This window comes from Pedobacter sp. JY14-1, assembly GCF_029269825.1.
GTDB lineage: Bacteria > Bacteroidota > Bacteroidia > Sphingobacteriales > Sphingobacteriaceae > Pedobacter.
The window spans coordinates 223,287-244,136 of the sequence record NZ_JARJHU010000005.1 but is presented as its reverse complement, the minus strand read 5'-3'; the positions used below and the strand labels follow the sequence as shown (position 1 = coordinate 244,136).

General features: G+C 49.5%; 18 protein-coding genes. 10 read left to right on the top strand and 8 right to left on the bottom strand.

What is annotated here, in order from left to right:
* Positions 1-51: 51 nt before the first annotated feature.
* From P2W84_RS11485 to P2W84_RS11470, 4 genes are all read left to right on the top strand, one after another.
* Positions 52-615 (top strand): DUF4296 domain-containing protein, encoded by a 564-nt coding sequence (locus P2W84_RS11485; RefSeq protein WP_276090280.1) that lies wholly within the window; start codon positions 52-54, stop codon positions 613-615.
* Positions 616-620: 5 nt separating this feature from the next.
* A complete protein-coding gene (locus P2W84_RS11480) occupies positions 621-2,996 on the top strand; it encodes an endonuclease MutS2 (RefSeq protein ID WP_276090279.1) in 2,376 nt (791 codons plus the stop codon).
* A 105-nt stretch (positions 2,997-3,101) separates the two neighbouring features.
* Positions 3,102-3,803 carry a CoA transferase subunit A gene (locus P2W84_RS11475; RefSeq protein WP_276090278.1) on the top strand — a complete coding sequence of 234 codons (702 nt, stop codon included), beginning with the start codon at positions 3,102-3,104 and terminating at the stop codon, positions 3,801-3,803.
* A 3-nt stretch (positions 3,804-3,806) separates the two neighbouring features.
* Entirely contained in the window at positions 3,807-4,466 is a 660-nt protein-coding gene (locus tag P2W84_RS11470) for a 3-oxoacid CoA-transferase subunit B (RefSeq protein WP_276090277.1), read from the top strand.
* Between the two features lie 2 nt (positions 4,467-4,468).
* On the opposite strand, the gene P2W84_RS11465 is transcribed toward P2W84_RS11470, so the two are convergent.
* Entirely contained in the window at positions 4,469-5,113 is a 645-nt protein-coding gene (locus tag P2W84_RS11465; protein ID WP_276090276.1) for a uridine kinase, read from the bottom strand.
* The gene (locus P2W84_RS11460) at positions 5,097-6,251 is read right to left on the bottom strand and encodes a LysM peptidoglycan-binding domain-containing protein (protein WP_276090275.1); all 1,155 of its coding nucleotides are present in this window, start codon (positions 6,249-6,251) and stop codon (positions 5,097-5,099) included. Before P2W84_RS11460 ends, P2W84_RS11465 begins: the two co-directional genes overlap by 17 nt.
* A gap of 225 nt (positions 6,252-6,476) precedes the next feature.
* Between P2W84_RS11460 and P2W84_RS11455 the strand changes: the two genes are divergently transcribed.
* Both P2W84_RS11455 and P2W84_RS11450 read left to right on the top strand, forming a co-directional pair.
* Positions 6,477-6,956, top strand: coding sequence for a DNA starvation/stationary phase protection protein (locus P2W84_RS11455; protein ID WP_276090274.1), 480 nt, complete (start codon positions 6,477-6,479; stop codon positions 6,954-6,956).
* 57 nt (positions 6,957-7,013) lie between these two features.
* Positions 7,014-8,849, top strand: a complete 1,836-nt coding sequence (locus tag P2W84_RS11450; RefSeq protein WP_276090273.1) for a UbiD family decarboxylase — start codon at positions 7,014-7,016, stop codon at positions 8,847-8,849.
* 107 nt (positions 8,850-8,956) lie between these two features.
* Here P2W84_RS11450 and P2W84_RS11445 read toward each other — a convergent pair whose 3' ends face one another.
* Both P2W84_RS11445 and P2W84_RS11440 read right to left on the bottom strand, forming a co-directional pair.
* The gene (locus tag P2W84_RS11445; protein ID WP_276090272.1) at positions 8,957-10,489 is read right to left on the bottom strand and encodes an outer membrane protein transport protein; all 1,533 of its coding nucleotides are present in this window, start codon (positions 10,487-10,489) and stop codon (positions 8,957-8,959) included.
* A 28-nt stretch (positions 10,490-10,517) separates the two neighbouring features.
* A complete protein-coding gene (locus P2W84_RS11440; RefSeq protein ID WP_276090271.1) occupies positions 10,518-11,477 on the bottom strand; it encodes a hypothetical protein in 960 nt (319 codons plus the stop codon).
* Positions 11,478-11,593: 116 nt separating this feature from the next.
* Between P2W84_RS11440 and proS the strand changes: the two genes are divergently transcribed.
* The 4 genes from proS (at position 11,594) to P2W84_RS11420 (ending at position 15,703) form a co-directional block, all read left to right on the top strand.
* Positions 11,594-13,066, top strand: a complete 1,473-nt coding sequence (proS, locus tag P2W84_RS11435; RefSeq protein ID WP_276090270.1) for a proline--tRNA ligase — start codon at positions 11,594-11,596, stop codon at positions 13,064-13,066.
* A gap of 11 nt (positions 13,067-13,077) precedes the next feature.
* Positions 13,078-14,217 (top strand): cystathionine gamma-synthase, encoded by a 1,140-nt coding sequence (locus tag P2W84_RS11430; protein WP_276090269.1) that lies wholly within the window; start codon positions 13,078-13,080, stop codon positions 14,215-14,217.
* A gap of 6 nt (positions 14,218-14,223) precedes the next feature.
* On the top strand, positions 14,224-15,117 hold the full coding sequence (locus P2W84_RS11425; RefSeq protein WP_276090268.1) for a TIGR02757 family protein: 894 nt from the start codon (positions 14,224-14,226) through the stop codon (positions 15,115-15,117).
* Between the two features lie 73 nt (positions 15,118-15,190).
* A complete protein-coding gene (locus P2W84_RS11420; RefSeq protein WP_276090267.1) occupies positions 15,191-15,703 on the top strand; it encodes a YdeI/OmpD-associated family protein in 513 nt (170 codons plus the stop codon).
* A 29-nt stretch (positions 15,704-15,732) separates the two neighbouring features.
* On the opposite strand, the gene P2W84_RS11415 is transcribed toward P2W84_RS11420, so the two are convergent.
* The 4 genes from P2W84_RS11415 to P2W84_RS11400 form a co-directional block, all read right to left on the bottom strand.
* Positions 15,733-16,458: a polyprenol monophosphomannose synthase gene (locus tag P2W84_RS11415; RefSeq protein WP_276090266.1), complete on the bottom strand. Its 726-nt coding sequence runs from the start codon at positions 16,456-16,458 to the stop codon at positions 15,733-15,735.
* Positions 16,459-16,499: 41 nt separating this feature from the next.
* A complete protein-coding gene (locus tag P2W84_RS11410; protein WP_276090265.1) occupies positions 16,500-17,996 on the bottom strand; it encodes a peptide MFS transporter in 1,497 nt (498 codons plus the stop codon).
* A 13-nt stretch (positions 17,997-18,009) separates the two neighbouring features.
* Positions 18,010-19,779, bottom strand: coding sequence for a peptide MFS transporter (locus P2W84_RS11405; RefSeq protein WP_276090264.1), 1,770 nt, complete (start codon positions 19,777-19,779; stop codon positions 18,010-18,012).
* Positions 19,780-19,921: 142 nt separating this feature from the next.
* Complete coding sequence (locus P2W84_RS11400; RefSeq protein ID WP_276090263.1) at positions 19,922-20,848, bottom strand: hypothetical protein; 927 nt, start codon at positions 20,846-20,848, stop codon at positions 19,922-19,924.
* Between the last annotated feature and the right edge of the window lie 2 nt (positions 20,849-20,850).

Here is a 20,850-nt window from a genome sequence, read left to right as displayed (position 1 = left end):
ATTAATAACCTTGGCGAACTTTGGCCAAGAAATAATGACGTTTTGACCCTGATGAAATATTTTAAAGGTTTGACAGTCTTGCTCCTGATCGCATCGGGCTGTAAACCAGGTATTCCCAAAGAACTGATCCAGCCCGATAAAATGGCACTGGTGCTGCACGATATCCATATCTTCGATGGCTATATCAATTCGGTGACCCATACTGATACGGCAAGGATGATTGCCGCAGGTTATTACAAGGGTATTTACCAGAAATACGGTATAGATTCAGCCCTCTATAACCAGAGCCTGACCTATTATAACAATCATCCACGGATTATGGAGCAGATCTATAAGGATGTAGTCGAAAGACTTAAAAAGGAAAAGAAGCAGTATATCCGGGCCGATTCCCTGGAAGGTGTAAAACGCGCCAAAATGCTGCGCGCCAAGGCGCGGAGAGATTCCATCAGGCATGCCGATTCCCTGAAAGTGATCAGCAAAAAGAAGTCTTTAAAGCTGGATTCCCTGAAGAAGGCAGATTCGGTGAAAAAGCAGCTTTCCCTGAAAAAAAAGGAAGCTTTGAAGCGTAAGCAACAAAGACAGAAAACGGCCAGTCCGGAAAGCGTTAAAAGATAACCACGATGTTATATCCCGAGAATTGTTTAGAGCGGTTGGGTTTCAATGAGATAAAACAACTGATCCATGCACACTGTCTGAGCACGATGGGCCAGGATATGGTCCGCAAGATGCAGATGATGAGCAGGTATGACCAAATCAACAAGTTCCTCAGGCAGACGCAGGAATTCAAGAGCATCCTGCAGAACCAGGAGCCTTTACAGATCAGTACGTTTTTTGATATCCGGAGCCTGGTGGAAAAGGTGAGGGTAGAGGGGACCTATCTGTCTGAGGATGAGTTCTACCAGATGTACACCTCGCTACAGACCGTATTTTCTGTGCTGCGGTTTTTTGACGAGCGCAAGGAAGTGTATCCCAACCTGGAGGCCCTGTTCGAGCACCTTCCTGCTGAAAAAGGCATCCTGAGGAAGATAGAGACCGTGCTTGACGCCAAAGGAAAGATCAAACCCAATGCTTCGCCGCTGCTCCAGCAGATCATTGGTGACATTGCGGGTACGGAACACGATGTCCGTAAACGCATGGACGCTATCTATAAACAGGCTATGGCCAGCAACTGGGTGGCAGATGGCAGTCTTACCATCCGCGATGGCCGGATGTGTATCCCTATCCTGGCGGAGAACAAAAGGAAACTCCGTGGCTTTGTACATGATGAGTCGGCCAGCGGACAGACTGTTTACATAGAACCTGAGGAAGTTTTTACCCTGAACAACAAACTGCGTGACCTGGAGTTTGACAAACGCAGAGAGATCATCCGGATCCTGATCGCGCTGACCAATGACCTGAGACCTTATACACAACTGCTCTTGTCTTATCACGGTTTCCTCACCAAACTCGACTTCGTACGGGCCAAGGCCCTGTTTGCGCTGGATATTGAGGCAGATATGCCCGTATTGATCCGGGAAGCGCGTGTGAAACTGGTCAATGCCCGGCACCCGCTGCTACATCTGTCTTTTAAGGGTGAGGGCAAGACGGTGGTGCCGCTCAATGCCCGGCTCGATGAAGGCCTGCGGATCTTGCTGGTCTCCGGACCGAACGCCGGTGGCAAATCTGTCTGCATGAAGACGGTGGGCTTGTTACAGATCATGGTACAGTCTGGTCTGCTCATCCCGGCAAATGAATCCAGTGAGGTGGGCATTTTCGACCAGGTCTTCGCCGATATCGGTGATGACCAGTCTATTGAAAGTGATCTGAGCACCTACAGCGCACACCTGACTAAAATGAAGTATTTTGTTGCGCATGCTACTCCGAAATCGCTTGTCCTCATCGACGAGTTCGGTACGGGTACCGATCCGCAGTTTGGTGGCCCGATGGCAGAAGCGGTGCTGGAAGTACTGAACAACAAGAAGACCAGGGGGGTAATCACAACGCATTATTCCAACCTGAAGCTGTTTGCCGGGAATACGCCTGGATTGGAGAACGCCTCTATGCTGTTTGACAATACAAAGATGAAGCCGCTGTACGTGCTGGAAATTGGTAAGCCGGGCAGTTCCTATGCTTTTGAGATCGCCCAGAACATCGGGCTGCAAAAGGAGGTGCTTGAACTGGCCAAGGCCAAGACGGGTTCCGGCCAGAACCGTATGGATACCATGCTGGTGGATCTGGAGCGGGAAAAGAAGCAGGTACATGACGCGAAGGTGAGCCTGGCCAACCAGCAGAATAAGGTGAAGAACCTCGTCGCTGAAAACGAAAAGCTGAAGGCTTTCCTGGAGGAGAATAAAAAGACGCTTATCCGGGAGGCCAAACTGGAGGCCCAGAACATCATTAAGAATGCCAATAAACTGATAGAGAATACGATTGCCGAGATCAAAGAGCAGAAAGCAGATAAGACCGTTACCCGGCAGCTCCGTCAGCATCTGCAGCAGCAGCTTTCTGCCAACCAGGTACGGGAAGAGGTAAAGCCGGAACCGGTTAAGCCATTGAATACACCTATTGAAGTAGGAGACTGGGTACAGCTCAACAACAGTGACACTACAGGACAGGTGCTAGAGATCAACCGGGACAACCTGGTGATCGCCCTGGGCGACCTGCGTTCGGTGGTGAAGAAAAACCGGGTCTATAAGATCAGCAACAAGCAGGCAAAGAAAGCGGCGGTGCAAAGTGGCTCCTTCACCGGAAGCATTACAGAGGCCATCAGTAGTTTCAGTGCTGAACTTGATCTGCGTGGCATGCGTGGCGAAGATGCGCTTCATGAGCTGGAAAAATACCTGGACAAGTCGCTGATGCTTGGTTTTCCCTATATCAAGCTTATTCATGGCAAGGGAGATGGTATCCTGCGGAAGCTGATCCGCGAGTATCTTCGCAAATACACGCAGGTCAACCGGATGGAAGATGAGCATGCAGACAGGGGCGGGGACGGTATTACTTACGTTTACTTTAATTAAGCGGGCTGATCCGGCTGTCATCTTTCCGCAATGGGCTGAAAAACCTGGGCGAACATTTGGGTCTGAGGCAGGTTTTCCGTTAATTTAGTAGAAAACTTACTTATTATGATCAATAAAGTCGTTTCCGGAGCCGCTGAGGCGATCAGGGACATTGCCGACGGCAGTACAGTCATGCTTGGCGGTTTTGGGCTCTGTGGTATCCCGGAAAACTGTATTTCTGCCCTTGTGAGCAAGGGCGTAAAGGACCTGACCTGTATTTCCAACAATGCCGGTGTAGATGATTTCGGCATCGGCCTGATGCTGCACCGTCACCAGGTAAAGAAAATGATCGCCTCCTATGTGGGCGAGAATGCCGAATTTGAGCGGCAGCTGCTCAGCGGAGAACTGGAAGTGGAGCTGATCCCCCAGGGTACGCTGGCGACACGCTGTCTGGCTGCAGGTTATGGTATGCCCGCTATCTTTACACCGGCCGGGGTGGGTACGGAAGTAGCCGAAGGCAAGGAGGTCAGGAACTTCAATGGCAAGGACTACCTTATGGAATATGCCTTTGATGCCGATTTTGCCATCGTAAAAGCCTGGAAGGGTGATACTGCTGGGAACCTGATCTATCGCTCGACCAGCCGTAACTTCAATCCGGTGATGGCGATGGCCGGCCGGATCACTATTGCCGAAGTAGAAGAGCTGGTGCCTGCGGGGGCGCTGGATCCGGACCAGGTGCATACGCCCGGGGTGTATGTGCACCGCATTTTCCAGGGCTCAGGTTATGAAAAGCGAATCGAACAAAGAACTGTCAGACCAAAGAACTAAGCCATGCTCGATAAGAACGGAATTGCGAAACGTATCGCAAAAGAAATCAGGAACGGATATTATGTCAATCTGGGCATTGGCATCCCGACCCTAGTGGCCAATTATATACCGGATCATATAGAAGTCGTATTGCAGTCGGAAAACGGCTTGCTGGGCATGGGTCCTTTCCCTTTTGAGGGAGAAGAGGACGCCGACCTTATCAATGCGGGTAAGCAGACCATTACGACGTTGCCTGGTTCATCTATATTCGATTCTGCCATGAGTTTCGGGATGATCCGAAGCCAGAAGATAGACCTGACCATCCTGGGTGCCATGGAGGTTTCGGAGAACGGCGATATCGCCAACTGGAAGATACCGGGAAAAATGGTTAAGGGCATGGGCGGGGCGATGGACCTGGTGGCTTCGGCCAAAAATATCATTGTGGCCATGCAGCATGTCAACAAAGCAGGGGAGAGCAAGTTACTGCCAGCCTGTACTTTGCCACTTACGGGTGTCAGGTGCATCAAAAAGATCGTTACTGAAATGGCTGTGCTGGATGTGCTGCCTGAAGGAGGCTTCAAACTGATCGAACGTGCTCCGGGAGTGAGTGTGGAACTGATCCATCAGTCAACGCTGGGCAAGCTGTATGCTGATGAGAACGTGCCTGAAATGCAGCTGGACTGAAATTATTCTGAACAATACCTGGGCTTAAGCTCGTAGGAGATCTCTTCGGTGATTTTCAGGATTTCGTCGGGGATGTCCAGGTTATTGACCACAATCTTGTTGGCCTGTTCCCTGTAGGGAAGTAAAAACTCCTTGTAGGCAGGCACAACATGGTTGTGCCATTTGTACAGTACATCTTCTTCAGGATAGCCGCGCTCCAGCCCGTCTCTTCTGATCCGCCTTTGCAGGGCGACAGATTCGTCTGCCTCTACAAAGATACGGTAGTCCAGTACTTCTGCGATGTCTTTGAAATGCAGGATGAACAGTCCCTCTACAATAATGATGGGTGCCGGCCTGACTTCCAGTATCTTCCCGACTGCAAGGGGATTGTTGAAGCTGTATTCCTTTTTATAGACTACTTCGCCCTTTACCAGCTTCCTGATGTCGAGCAGGAACTGTTCGTTGTCGATAGTAGCCGGCAGGTCAAAATTATAAAGCTTGTTTTCTTCCTGAGTCATGTCGCCCACAGGGAAATAATAATCGTCCTGAGAGACCAGCGTAACCTCATCGTGTTTGAAGTGATGAAGGAAGGAATTCAGGAAAAAGGTCTTTCCGGAGCCGCTGCCACCGGCAATACCGATAATGAAAGGCTTATTGTTCTTCGTCATTGTCCGGGCCACCATAAGTCAGGTTGCAGTAAAAACGCTTGTCGAGCGCACCCAGCGCATCGGCAACGGCCTTGGTCATGACGATGAGCACATCCTTCGTTGACTCGTTCTCCGTAAACTTGCCTACTACCTTTGCGAATGTGGTCCTGTTGGTCATGGGGTTCGTGATCTTGATGATCGCGCCAATGGGTGCCGTGCGGTGCAGTACCAGCATTTTGGAAGGGTCCAGGTCCGGGTCTGATATCCATACAGCGGCGCCCTTTTCCTCGATCTGGTTCAGTCCGTAACGGCTGGCGGGATAACGCAGGGCCGGGTTTGTGATCGAATTGATGGAATCGGGGTTTGCATCCGAAGTATTTGCAGGAGGCGTAAATGCCGGTTTTGCAGGGTACTGCCCCCTGATGAGTAGCTTCTGACCGACACTGAGGCCGCTGTTGTCCAGATTGTTCTTTGCCTTAAGCTGGTCGATGGTCATGTGGTATTTTGTCGCAATCGAGTAAATCGTCTCATTGGAGGCGACGGTATGTACAAGGAGCTCCTCAGCACCAGCATTGTTACCCGAAGGCTTGTTCAGGTCGATATTCTTGTTCAGTGCATTCTGGTTGTTGTCACTCCCGGTTTTTACTGGCTTTGCTGCGGGAGTATCTGCAGGTTTTTGTACGATCTGTGCGGCTACCGGTTCAGGTTGTGGCTCCTCATCGGGCCGTTTGGTAGCGGGTATTTTCAATACCTGTCCGATCTGCAGATTGATAGACCGCATGTTGTTTGCCTTTTTGATCTCGTTTACGGTAGTCCCGTACCTTTCGGCCAGCATGTTCAGGTTTTCCTTTTTCTGGACCGTATGTTCGATCAGTCCTCCTTCGGTGATTGCAGCATTATTGCCTGTACTTGTCGTACCTGCAGGAGTCTGCGCTACGGGTTTCTCCGGTTGGTCAGCTGTGAAGGAAACATTGGTAGGTACCTTGATAACGATACCGATAGACAGGTACTTGCTGTCATTGAAGTTCAGGATATCTTTCGGGTTTACGTTATACCTCCTGCCAATGGAATAGTAAGTATCTTTAGGTACGACCTTGTGCAGGATCAGTTTCTTGCCCTTATTATTTTCTACGCCGATAGAATCCCTTGTAACAGCCATTGCAGTGTTTCCTGTTAAAACAGCTGCGATGACAATTATATAGTATTTATACATCAATCTCCTTAATAAAATTAGTACTGTTCAAGCCCCTTTTCAGAATTGTAATTATAACGTCTTTTAATCCTCGCTATTGTACTGTAGGGGGATTTACTGAAACCATTTTTAGGTTATATTTGTTGTCACATCTAAATCCACCAACAGTGGCAAAATAAATAAAATAACGTTATGGACGCAAAAGAAATCAGTTTAAATGAAAAAGAGGTGAGACCCGTAGTAGATCTGCTCAACGACTACCTGGCCAATTATCATGTGCACTATCAGAAATTAAGAGGCTGTCACTGGAATGTGAAGGGACAGAACTTCTTTACCCTGCATATCAAGTTTGAAGAGCTCTATACCAATGCCCAACTGACCATTGATGAAATTGCGGAACGTGTGCTTACGCTGGGGAAACCGCCGCACAGCCGTTTTGCAGACTACATTAAGGAGTCATCTATAAAGGAAATTGATACCATAGGTATGAAGGACCTGGATATGGTAGATGCGATCCTGGCCGATATGGCCCAGCTGATCCAGATGGAACGCGAACTGCTGGAGGCTACTGAGCAGGCGGGAGATGATGGTACCAACGATATGGTAAACCGCTTTATGCAGTTTAAGGAAAAGACGACGTGGATGCTGCGTTCCTTCGCCGGGAAGAAATAGCACTGCCGGGCCAGATACTGGCCCGGTTGCTTTGATTTAATTGATATCTTTGGCCTTATGGGATATCAAAGTTTAGCCGCCTGCGTCAATGACCTTGAAAAACACGGACATCTTGTCCGTATCAGAGAAGAAGTTGACCCTTATCTCGAAATGGCCGCCATTCACCTCCGGGTGTATGAAAAGCAGGGTCCGGCCCTGTTGTTTGAGAACATCCGGGGCAGTCGGTTTCCCGCAGTTTCCAATCTTTTCGGTACACTGGAACGTTCCAGGTTTATGTTCCGGGATACCCTTCCCAGGGTAGAGCAACTGGTAGGCTTGCGTTCCGATCCGGCCAGTGCGTTGAAAAAGCCCTTTCAGCTTCCGGCGACGGCCTTTACTGCACTAACTGCACTTCCGCTCCGTCAACGTGCTTTTAAAAATGCTTTTTCAAAGACCACCATCAGTGCCCTGCCGCAGATCGTCAACTGGCCTATGGATGGAGGACCTTTCATCACTATGCCCCAGGTTTATACTGAGGATGTTGACAGACCCGGTATCCTCCATGCGAATCTTGGCATGTACCGCATCCAGCTTGCAGGCAATGACTACCAGCAGGACAAGGAGATCGGTCTGCATTACCAGATACACCGGGGTATTGGCGTGCACCAGTCCAGGGCCAATGCCAAGGGCCAGCCTTTAAAGGTGAGCATATTCGTGGGTGGTCCGCCTTCACATCCCCTTGCAGCGGTTATGCCGCTTCCGGAAGGCTTGTCGGAAATGACCTTTGCCGGCGCACTGGGCAACCGCAGGTTCCGTTATTTTTACGATGACGAAGGATTTTGCATTTCTGCCGATGCTGATTTTGTCATTACGGGTACAGTTTGTCCGGGGGAGAACAAACCAGAAGGGCCTTTCGGAGACCACCTTGGATATTACAGCCTCACGCACCCCTTCCCATTAATGAAGGTACATAACGTATACCACAGGAAAGATGCGATCTGGTCGTTTACTGTGGTCGGCAGACCACCGCAGGAAGATACTAGCTTTGGGGCCCTGATCCATGAGATCGCAGGTTCAGCCTTGCCCCGCGAAATTCACGGCCTCAAGGAAGTCAATGCAGTAGATGCGGCGGGTGTGCATCCGCTGCTTTTTGCGATTGGCAGCGAACGATACACACCGTACCTCAGCGAGCGCAGGCCCCAGGAGATATTGACCATAGCCAACCATATACTCGGGAAAAACCAGCTCAGCCTGGCCAAATACCTTTTTATAGCTGCACAGGAAGACAATGAGCAGCTCCATACTCATGATCTTTCCGCGTTTTTACAGCATGTGCTTACCCGTATGGATTTCAGACGGGATCTGCATTTTCATACCCGGACGACCATAGACACCCTGGATTACAGTGGCGATGGTCTCAACAGCGGTTCCAAGGTAGTATTTGCGGCGGCGGGAGAGCCGAAACGACAATTGTCAGCCGTTGTTCCGGCAGGCCTGAAACTGCCTGAAGCTTTCGGTAAGGTCAAAACTGCGATACCGGGGGTGATGGTCATCCAGGCTCCTGCTTACCATGATGCCGCTGCTGCGGCAAATGAGATCAGCCAGCTCAATGCAGCTGCAGACCCTGAATTGCTGAAGGAAATCGCGCTGATCGTCATTTGTGATGATGCGGATTTTACGGCTAACAACGTCAATAACCTGGTTTGGGTGACCTTTACCCGCAGTAATCCGGCTGCAGATATTCACGGCATCGGGGCATTCATCAAAGATAAACACTGGGGCTGCACCGGACCGGTGATTATTGATGCCCGCAAAAAGCCGCATCATGCGCCCGAGCTGATCAGGGTCCCTGAGGTTGAACAGCGGGTTGACCGCTTAGGCAGGGCAGGAGCATCTCTGTACGGGATCATCTGAGCGGATATTGCTTTCGATCGGCTGCCGAATACCATTAAAAAGGGCTGACAAATCTTGCCAGCCCTTTACAGAATTAAGAAATAGAAATCCTTTAATGAATAGTTCTTTTAAAATCTGATCCCGAATGTCAGGAATACATTGTTGCGTACGGTTTTGATATCCGCTACAGGTTCTTCAGGATGGTCAGCTGTTCCAATAACATAAGGAGAAAGCTCGGTGTTCGTTTCCGCACGTTGATAAGTCAGGTCAACAAAATAGTTGTTTACCCTGTAGCCCAGGCCACCACTGTAATACTTAGTCTCGAACTTGCCTTTGTCATCCTTTACCGGGCTGCCGTTCAATCCATAACCACCGCGCAGACTGAAGGCATTGTCCAGTTTGATTTCGGCGCCCAGCCGGTAGTTTACTGCAGATTTGTAATAGTCCTTCACAGTCGCGTTTTCTGCCATGATCACCTCAGGGTTATTGCCCTGGTCGGTAGAGAAACGAATGGATGAATAATCTACATAGTCCACATCTGCAGCGATCAGCGCTCTGCCACCAATGACATAGCTTGCACCTAATGAACCCTTTAACGGGGTTTTCAGCCGGTAAGAGAAGTAGTAGTTCGCGGGGTCGTTAGCATAGCTGTTTGCATTCGGACCACTATAAATGCGTGTATTCAGTTTATAGGTGGTGTTGTCTTCTACCAGCATCCAGGTAGGGGTCTGCAGGGTAGCACCGATCCTGAAATTTTCTACCGGGCGGAAGAGTACGCCCAGGCGTGCATTGAAGCCCGATCCCTTAGTCTCCTGAGACTTATTGAAGGCGAGGTCGTATCTCGAATCCTCTGTAAAGTTATAGCCCGCTTCAGAAAACTTGCTGTCATTTGTGTAACGTGAATTGACAATAGCCACACTTGCGCCCAGGTATACCTGGTTGGAAATGTTCAGTGCGCCACCTACGGTCAGTTCGGATGTTGAGCCGCTTCTCATTTCACTTTGGGTCTGTGTGTTCTGTTCGGACTGCACATCGTTGTTATTCCGGGTAGAGGAACGGTAAAAAGGACTGGATGGATTGGTGAAATCATCATAATCGATCATAAAGCCTTCATAAGCCATGGTGCCGAGCTCTCCCGAAGGCAGTTTGTCTGGTGCTACCCTCAACCTGTTGGCCTCATCCCTGAAAAAATCAGCGATAGAGTTGTCTGCGTTCTTGCCTGTATAACTGAAATTAGCATGCAAATCGCTGTTCCTTACATATCCGATACCGAATACCGTGCTGATCAGCCCGCTACGGGCGTCCTGGCCCTGCGCGCGATAAGTTGGGCTATAGAGCACAACGCCAATATTGTTCAGGTTCAGCTGGTCCTTTGAAGAATTGGTATTCTGGCCGAGGTAGCTTGCCTTGCCGGTCATCCCGTTAAATTCCGGCGTAAAGCTGAATTCCGATTTGGTAAAAAGTCCCAGACCGGCAGGGTTGCCGCCCAGGGAGCTCATGTCCCCGCCGACGCCGATCTGTGCGCCGCCAAGGCCCTTAAACCTTGCCGTGCTGCCATAGTTGTTCTGCGAGAACTTTAAAGCATCAGGTGTATAACTCTGTGCGTATGTGGTCCCTGCGGCAGCTACTATAGCTGCCAGGGAAAATATGATTTTCTTCATTGATTACAGATTGAATGTAAAACCTTGATTAGCCTCTTCCGGCTCTTCCTGACCTGGTGCCGCCACCGCCGCCTGAACTACCGCTTCCTGAACTGCTGCCCCTGGAAGCAGGTGGCGGAGTATAGCTTGGCCTGCTCTCCGGCTGACGTGCAGGAGGCGTGTAGCTTTCGGTCCTGGTCGGTCTGCTGTTCTGGGCCGGCTGTGTGGTTTCCTGGGTCCTGCGGTTGCTGACGCGGCCATTCGTACCGGCATTCTCGTTGGCGTCATACATCTCGGCTCTGCTCCGGCGGGTGACCACACCATTCTGGTCTGTCCTTACCGCACCACGTCCGGATGCGGGTCTGCCCAGTCCGTCACGGTAGGTGCCGATGCCGTTTTCCCTGCCCAGCCCTGGTCTCGGCCTGTAATCAGGCACGTTGGTTGTTCTGCCGGTATAAAAGCCGCCCCCATAATAACCGGGATATCCCCAGCCGCCCCCGAAATAGCCACCGTAGTAGTTGTTCCAACCCCAGCTGTTCCAGCCCCAGTTATTGAATCCCCAGAAAGGATTGTACAGATAACCCCATCCGGAATAAGGATAGTTCCAGTAATTGTTATAAAAGGACCCGAAACCGATCCCTACTGACCAGCCGCTGCTGTAAGGATACCAGCCACTGTAGAAGTAAGGGTCGTAATAAGTCCTCCAGGGGCTTGCGTAATAGAACCTGTTGATCCTGGACGCATAGTCCATGTCGTAATACGGGTCGCTTGTTCCGTAATAGTCACTTTCCTGGTATTGCTCGTCAGTATAGTCGCCCGACCGAGATGTCGCACTCGGTGTACTTTCAGATGACCTTACCGGTGCAGGCGTGTATATCTTCGCCTTAGCGGTAGAGTTATAAACGTCATCATCAGTATTGCCCTGCCCGGCCATCCTCGGTGCAGCGCAGGATGCCAGAAAGACCGTAGCCAGGGCCAGCATTCCTTTGAATAATTGGTTAGGTTTCATAACTATGTGATGTTTGTGTGTCTCGGATTTTTTTGTAGGTATAAATTTATAAATTTGCCCCTTATAGTACAAGCTATTTAACATCTGTTTAACACAAAAAACGTTCCATATAAGACATGAGCAAAGGCATTACCAGCAAAAATGAAGACTACTCCCAGTGGTATAACGACATTGTTATAAAGGCAGACCTGGCTGAACATTCCTCCGTGAAGGGATGTATGGTCATAAAGCCCTACGGATACTCGATCTGGGAGAAAATGCAATCCATTCTCGACCAAAAATTCAAGGATACCGGACATAGCAATGCCTATTTTCCCTTGTTCATCCCAAAGTCATTTTTCTCTAAGGAAGCTGCTCACGTAGAAGGTTTTGCGACAGAATGTGCCGTTGTGACACATTATCGTCTGAAAAATGATGGCAATGGCAATATTGTCGTAGATGAGACTGCAAAGCTGGAAGAAGAACTGATCGTGAGGCCGACCTCTGAAACGATTATCTGGAACACTTATAAGGGCTGGATACAATCTTACCGCGACCTGCCGATCCTGGTTAACCAATGGGCTAATGTGGTACGCTGGGAAATGCGTACCCGCTTGTTTCTTCGGACTACTGAGTTTCTGTGGCAGGAAGGACATACTGCACATGCTACTGCTGATGAAGCCATCGAGGAGACGCGTAAAATGCTGGATGTTTATGCAGATTTTGCCGAGAACTGGATGGGCGTGCCCGTAGTAAAGGGTGTAAAGACACCTAACGAGCGTTTTGCAGGTGCCCTGGACACCTATTGCATTGAGGCCCTGATGCAGGATGGTAAGGCGTTGCAAGCCGGTACTTCTCACTTCCTCGGCCAGAATTTCGCCAAGGCATTTGACGTGAAGTTTACCAGCAGGGAAGGCAAGCTTGACCATGTATGGGCCACTTCCTGGGGCGTATCTACCCGTTTGATGGGCGCGCTGATCATGGCGCACAGCGATGATGCAGGGCTGGTACTGCCGCCCAGGCTGGCGCCGATCCAGGTCGTGATCGTACCGATCCATAAAACGGAAGCGGAACTGCAGAACATCACGGCTTTTGTCGATATCCTTTATGCAAAACTGAAGCGTCTGGGCATTTCCGTGAAGTACGACGACCGTGATACCCAGCGTCCGGGCTTTAAATTTGCCGAATATGAACTTAAGGGAGTGCCGGTGCGCATTGCCATTGGCGCACGTGATATGGAGAACGGCACTGTAGAGATCGCCCGCCGTGATACGCGCGAAAAGCAGACGGTTACGCAGGAAGGGCTGGAGATCTTTATTCCGCAATTGCTGGAAGACATTCAGAACAGCATCTTTCAGAAGGCCCTTGCCTTCCGGGAAGCGAATATTACCAAAGCTGACTCTTATGACGAGTTTAAGACCCTGCTTGACGAAAAGGCAGGCTTTATCTCGGCGCACTGGGACGGAACGCCTGAGACAGAGCAAAAAATCAAGGAAGAGACGAAGGCTACGATCCGTTGTATCCCGTTGAACAATCCGCTGGAAGATGGGGTTTGTATCTACTCGGGTAAACCTTCCACGCAACGCGTGCTGTTTGCAAGGGCTTATTAAGATCTTTAATTATGAAATTTGCTACAAAAGCCATCCATGCCGGCCAGGAGCCAGATCCAACTACCGGAGCCGTAATGACCCCGATATACCAGACTTCTACTTACTGGCAGAAGTCTCCGGGAGACAACAAGGGTTATGAGTATTCCAGGGGTACTAACCCTACGCGCCAGGCACTGGAAGACTGTCTGGCAGCATTGGAAAATGCAAAATATGGACTGTGTTTTTCGAGTGGCATGGGCGCAACCGATGCCGTACTCAGGTTGCTGAAGCCGGGTGATGAGGTCATTACCGGAAATGATCTTTATGGGGGTTCTTACCGGATCTTCACTAAGGTCTATGAACGGTATGGCATCAAATTTCATTTTCTCGACCTTTCCAGTCCTGAAAACATCCTGCCTTATATCAACGCGCATACTCGGATGATATGGATAGAGACGCCGACCAATCCGACAATGCGCATTATCGATATCCGGGGTATGGCGGCCATTACCAAGGAACATGGCCTGCTGCTGGCGGTGGACAATACTTTTGCGTCGCCGTACCTGCAAAACCCGATCGACCTGGGTGCCGATATCGTGATGCATTCCGTTACCAAGTATCTTGGCGGGCACTCTGATGTGGTGATGGGTGCATTACTGGTCAATGACGATCAGCTGTATAAGAATCTCTGGTTCGTATATAATGCCTGCGGGGCTACTCCTGGTCCTCAGGACGCCTTTCTGGTCCTCAGGGGCCTTAAGACCCTGCATTTGCGGATGAAGGCACATTGTGAGAATGGAGAAAGAGTGGCCCGTTATCTGAAGGACCATCCCCGGATCGATAAGGTTTACTGGCCGGGTTTTACCGATCACCCCAATCATGAGATCGCAAAAAACCAGATGCGTGGATTCGGAGGTATGGTCTCCATTACTTTAAAGGGTGCCGACCTTCAGGAAACCTTCCGTATCGCTTCATCATTTAAGGTGTTTACCCTGGCGGAATCACTGGGCGGGGTAGAATCCCTGATCAATCACCCCACTACGATGACTCACGGCTCTATTCCCAGGGAAGAACGTGAGAAAGTGGGGGTAACGGATAACCTGCTGAGGTTAAGTGTGGGTGTCGAGGATATTGAAGACCTGCTTGCCGATCTTGAACAGGCATTGAAATAAAGGAAATTGGAATTTTTAGCATTAAAGGATTTTCTGGACATGAAGTCCGGGCAATACAACTGCCCGGACTTCATTCCCAATGATCCTGTTTGTATTCCCCATGCCTACAGCCTTAAGCAGGATATTGAGATCACTGGCTTTTTTGCTGCCATACTTGCCTGGGGACAACGCAGGACCATCATCAATAAGTGCCGGGAACTGTTCAGCCGTATGGACAATGACCCTTATCAGTTTGTACTGCACCACAGCGAACAAGACCTGAAATCCCTGCTTGGTTTCAAGCACCGCACCTTCAACGATACGGATTTGCTGTATTTCATGGCTTTCCTCCAGCAGCATTACCAGCAGTCAGCCAGCCTGGAAACTGCCTTTTTACCCCCTGGCGATGACCTGCTTCCCGGATATAACGGCCTTGATCAATTCCGTCGGGAAGCAGCGTACCTTTCTGCTCCGATAGAAAATAACGGTGAATATGCTTCTGCCGCCTGTTTACTTTCAGACAGGGAATTACAGATACCACGCATAGAGAAAGCGCTCAATTATTTCCGGGCATATTTTTTTTCCCTGCCTGATTTTCCGCGAAGAACGATCAAGCACATCTCCTCTCCTTTACAGAAATCTACCTGCAAGCGGCTGAATATGTTCCTGAGGTGGATGGTCAGGAAGGACGATAAAGGTGTAGACTTCGGTATCTGGCGTTCGCTCAGGCCTGCTGACCTCATCTGCCCCTGCGATGTCCATGTAGACCGTGTGGCGCGTAAACTGGGCCTGATTTCCCGCAGGCAGACTGACTGGCGCACGGCCGTTGAGCTTACGGCGGAACTGCAGCGTTTTGATCCTCATGATCCGGTCAAATATGACTTTGCGCTTTTCGGCCTGGGTATTGAAGAGAAATTTTGAGCAGGCTGATGGGGATATAAGCCAGATTGCGATGAAGACTGAATTTCTGATACTGATTTTCTAAATTAGTGCAATGATCACTTTTAAAGCTGAAATAGAAAAGTTTGGCGATATGGGAGAGAAAAGCGGCTGGAGCTATATTTTTATTCCCCAGGCGCTTGCCGACCAGATCAAACCCGGTTGCCGGCAGAGTTTCCGTATCAGGGGCCGCATAGACCAGGTAGAAATTTCCGGTATGGCCACAACGCCAATGGGAGCCGGGGACTTCATCCTCGCGTTGAAGGCAAGTCTGCGCAAGCAGCTTAGAAAAGAGGCCGGTGCCAGCGTAGAGGTTGCAGTTGAGGAACATAAGGGATTTCAGATTGAGATTCCGGAAGACCTTGAGCTTTGCCTTTCAGATGAGCCGCAATTGCTCGAGAGATTTATGGACCTGCCGAAATCGCACCGCAATTGGTACGTCAACTGGCTCAACTCAGCCAAAACGGAATCTACACGTACTAAACGATTGGTCAGGATCGTCTCTGCTATGGACAGAAACCTCAGTTTTGGGGAAATGATGCGGGAAGGGAAAGAACAGAGAAACTAGAAGGTAAGGAGGCTGGTACAGGAGGCCCGCTAGTTGTATTTCCGGAACCAGCTCCAGATCTTCATCTGGATGACCCCAAAGAACGCTTCTCTGAAAATGCGTGTACTCATTTTGGAAACCCCTTCAGTCCGGTCGGTAAAAATAATCGGCACTTCGACCACTTTAAAACCATACTTGACTGCCGTAAACTTCATTTCGATCTGGAAGGCATAGCCTACAAATCTGATCTTCTCTATCGGGATCTTTTCCAGGACCCTCCGCCGGTAGCACTTAAAGCCCGCCGTTGCGTCCTGTATATTGATACCTGTGATGAGACGTACATACATAGAGGCAAAGTAAGACATCAGTACCCTGCTCATTGGCCAGTTCACTACATTTACTCCTTTTACGTAACGAGAACCAATGGCTACGTCCGCTCCGTCAAGGCAAGCCTGCCTCAACTTGATTAAATCTTCCGGATTGTGCGAGAAATCCGCATCCATCTCAAAGATAAAGGCATATTCCGGCCTTTCAAGTGCCCATTTGAACCCATGTATATAGGCTGTGCCCAGGCCCAGCTTTCCACTGCGCTGTTCCAGGTGCAGTGCCGGATATTCTGTTTGCAACTGTTTTACAATGTCCGCAGTGCCATCTGGAGAACCATCGTCAATAATCAGGATCTCAAAAAAGTGGTTCAGAGAGAAAATCTTCCTGATGATCTTTTCGATGTTCTCCTTCTCGTTATAGGTGGGAATAATGACTAAGCTATCCGACACGTTGAATATTTTGGTCTGCGAAAATAGGTATTCTTCTGAAGTTAATTCACTTCCTGCATCAGTTTCTTCACATAGGGAGAGATGACGATCAGCAGCACTCCGGCAACCAGGGCATAAATGGCCAGCTGACGGTAACCATCGGTGAAGGTGATCAGTTTCTGTTGCAGGCTGTCGTTTTCATCTGCGGTTGAAAGCCCCGCCCCAAGGATACCGGCGACGTACTGGCCGTAGGCGCTGGCGAGGAACCACATGCCCATCATCACACCCTGTAGCCGTTTCGGCGATAGCTTCGTCATGATGGACAATCCAATGGGAGAGAGGCAAAGCTCTCCGAAGGTAACCAGCAGGTAGGCGGTAGTAAAAACATCAAGTGATGCGATACCTACACCGTTTGAAAAGAACCGCGTAGCATAGAAAACAAAGTAACCGCCGCTCAGAAACAGAAAGCCCAGCCCGAATTTGATCAGTGTATTCGGTTCTAGCTTTCTTTTGGCCAGTCCGAGCCAGATGAATCCGAATACGAACGCGAAAATGATAATGAAAAGAGAATTCGCAGAATTATTTACCCCATTGGGATCTAACTTGATGAAGCCAAGTACCTGATTGTCCAGGTTACGTGCCGCAAAAAGGCTGAGCGAGCCCCCGCTCTGTTCGTATATACCCCAGAAGACAATGGAAAACAGGATAAATACCAGTGCGGCTACCAGTTTTTTGCGTTCTTCAGGACTGTGCCTGAACATTTCATACAGCAGGTAAAGGAGCGTAGCCGGACCAATGGTATACATGAAATAATCGGTGTATTGTGTTTTGGATACCATTGTCATGATCACCGGGATCGCCAGGAGCGAACCGAGGTAAACAATGTAGGTATATCCTTTGCGTACCATTGGCGGCAGACCAATCGGTCCAAGGGTCTTTTGCGTGAATATAAAGGTGATCAGGCTGATGGCCATAACTATGGAGGCCAGGCCAAACGCCACGTTCCAGGTGCTTCCGGCAGGTACGATCGAGTTCAGCAATTCGCCCTTGCCAATGGCGATGCAAAGATAGCCGCCGATGAGCGCACCGATATTGATCCCGGCGTAGAACAGTGAGAAACCCGCGTCCCGTCTATGGTCACCATCGCGATACAGTGTCCCTACCATGGTAGAAATGTTCGGTTTGAAAAAGCCGGTGCCGATAACGGTGAACGAAATGCCGAGGAAAAAAAACTTATGCGGATCGGTGGCGAGTATAAGGCTGCCGGTGATCATCAGTATGCCGCCCCAGAAAAGCGAACGTCTGAAGCCGAGTATCTTGTCGGCAAATAGACCGCCTACGAAAGTAAATGCGTAAACAAAGGCCTGTGTGGCACCATACTGCAGGTTGGCATCTCTGTCATTCATGAAGAGTTGTGTCACCATGAAATAAGTCAGCATGCCCCGCATCCCATAGAAGCAGAAACGCTCCCACATTTCCGAGAAGAACAGCGCCCAAAGCTGTTTGGGATATTTGCCCTTAAAATCCTGGATGTCTTCCAGTGTTGGTTGTCCGGTCATAATTCCGTTTGTTTTACTTCACCCCATGCATAAGCCGCTTCATTACAGGTGTGAGCAGAATGATAAACACACCCAGACCTACCGGGATGAAGGTGAAGATCAGGAAGAAGGTCGTCATGGAATATTGTGAGGTGATCTCGTCAATTTTGCCGCCCATTGTACCGGCAATCTTATTGCCGATCGCAATCGCCAGGTACCAGATACCGAACATGATCGCGATCATTCTGCCAGGTACCAGTTTACTCACGTAAGACAAGCCCACAGGGGAAATGAACAGCTCGCCTAATGTGTGGAACAAATAGGCCAGGACCAACCAGATCATGCTTACCTGGGCCACCTTGGCACCTTGTGGTATTGTGCTGGCACCGTAAGCCAGGGCCGCGAAGCCGATGCCCAGCAGGATCATGCCATAACCATTTTTAAAGGTAGCAGAAGGGTTATACCTGCTTTCCCAAAGCTTCGAAATGATGGGGGCAAGACTGATAATGAATAAAGAGTTAAGGATACCGAACCAGCTGGCAGGCACTTCAGACTTCACATCGGCATACTGATTTTTAAGCATATAGATGACCAGACCCCAGATGATGACAAAACTCAGCGTAAGGATAATATTGCCGAGTGCATATTTCGAGAAAGTTCTTGAAAACAGCCTGAACAGTACATAGGTAATGATCACCAGCGGAACCACAGTGATCAGTGTGTTGACCACATTGAACACCACTTTCGCATTGCCCTCCAGTATCCTTTGCGTATAATCCTTAGCAAAGATCGTCATGGATCCGCCCGCCTGTTCAAAGGCGGCCCAGAAGAATATGGTGATGAAGGCGAGGATGACCACTGCGATCATTTTGTCGCGCAGTACCGGTGTATATTGAGATATCCTCTTGATCAGCGTGAACACGAACAATACCAGTGCTACCGAAATCATAAAGGTGCTGCCGTCAATTCCGAATACCGTGAAGTCAAAAAGATTCGCAGAAGTGATCTTTGACATCGGGTCGTTGATGATCCAGGCCAGCCCGATCACCGAAACCAGTCCGATCAGTACCAGGTCAAACCCCGAGAAAGGGTTTCTTCTGGCTTCCGAAGGATCTTCCGTTTCATCCACCACATCGCCTTTCAGAGGCTTCAGTCCGATGGTTCCGAAAATGCCCTGGGTAAAGTAAAACTGCAGCATACCGATGAACATAAAGATACCGGCCAGTCCGAAGCCGTAGCTCCAGCCCCAGTCCGGATGCTCGCCGATGTAGCCGCAAAGCAGCATGCCCAGGAAAGCACCCGAGTTCACACCCATGTAAAATATTGTATAAGCACCATCTTTTTTCTCGGGATGTTTTTTGTACATCTGCGCCACGATCGAAGTCATGTTCGGTTTGAAGAAACCATTGCCGATCACCAGCAGGCATAGGCCTATGTACATGAAAGCATGGTTGATCTCAATCGCCATTGACAAATGCCCCAGCGTCATTAAGAAGGCCCCGACAACTACCGCCCAGCGATAACCGATGATCCTGTCTGCGATATAACCGCCCAGGATCGGGGTCAGGTAGGCCAGGCCGGTATAGGAGCCATAAATGGCCAGCGCATGTTCCCTTGGCCATCCCCAGCCCGGGTTGGCATCGGTAATCGCCGAAGTCAGGAACAGCACGAGCAATGCCCGCATACCGTAATAAGAGAAGCGTTCCCACATTTCGGTAAAGAACAGCACGAACAGTCCAGCCGGATGCCCAAGTACCTTATTTTCAAAAAAATCGTTTGGGGTATCCAAAGTTTGAGTACTCATGTTAGTTTTTGTATGTATAATTTAGTTTGTTTAGTTGACCTCTTTTTCAGCCAAAGCTGCCTGTATGATGAGTCCAGTCGATGCGCAATATACTTAATGTCCCGAAACTCACCAACGTGTTTACAATTTTTAACAGCTTTCCCTACAGCTTTTTTACAGGTTTCACCGATTTATCCTTTGGATCGGCATAAAATTCATCCATTACGTTAGGTTCGTTCTTCAGTTCTACATTTTCTATCAGCCTGAGCCTTCCGTTTACTATTTTATACGCGTCAAAACTCAGATCGGATGCATAATATTCAAAATTTCCTTCCATTTCTGGTGCCATTGGCGCCAGATGGTCAAAAACGATCATATTCACTGTTTTGTCTGTGGTCAGCGTCATCGAGTTGCCCCGGTTGTATTCAAAGATGATCCTGTTTCCCGGCTTTGTGCCTTTGGGTCCGTCGAAGACCGCTTTTCCAAATAGGGGACCGTCCTTCTCAAAGGATAGGATATCGATCACCTTTTTTGAGGTCTTGCTGTTGTTGCCTTTCCAGCCGATCAGGATATAGCTGGCCGGCTTACCAGCCTGTACCAGTGGCAGGACCTCATAATAGCGTGCCCCGAACCACTCCTTATTACCTGTTACCGCATGCGCATCCTTCAGTTGTTCTGTCTGGTCGATAAGGGGGAACAGCTTTAGCTTACCATCGGTGGTAGCCATTTGTATGCTGCCAAAAAAACGGTATGTGCCGTCGTCAAGCGGCACATACCAGGTAAATACCCTGAATTTCTGGTCAGGAGACTTCAGAATGGAAATGTTTTTCAGCGAGTCGAAGCCATATTGATAGGAATAGGGTGTCTTCAGCGCGTTGACCAGCGTTCGGATAAAGGCCGCATTGGAAGCAAAGCGCTCTGTATTGGAAGGTGCATCAAAGGTTTGCCTGCTGATCATCAGCAAGGAGTCCTGAAACCGCGCCATCAGTGGCCCGTTATTAAAACTGAAGCTGTGCTGACCATGTGCCGTAAGGCTGGTACAGCATAATAAAAAGCTCCGGAACAAAAAAGTCTTCAGGGTTCTATGCATCT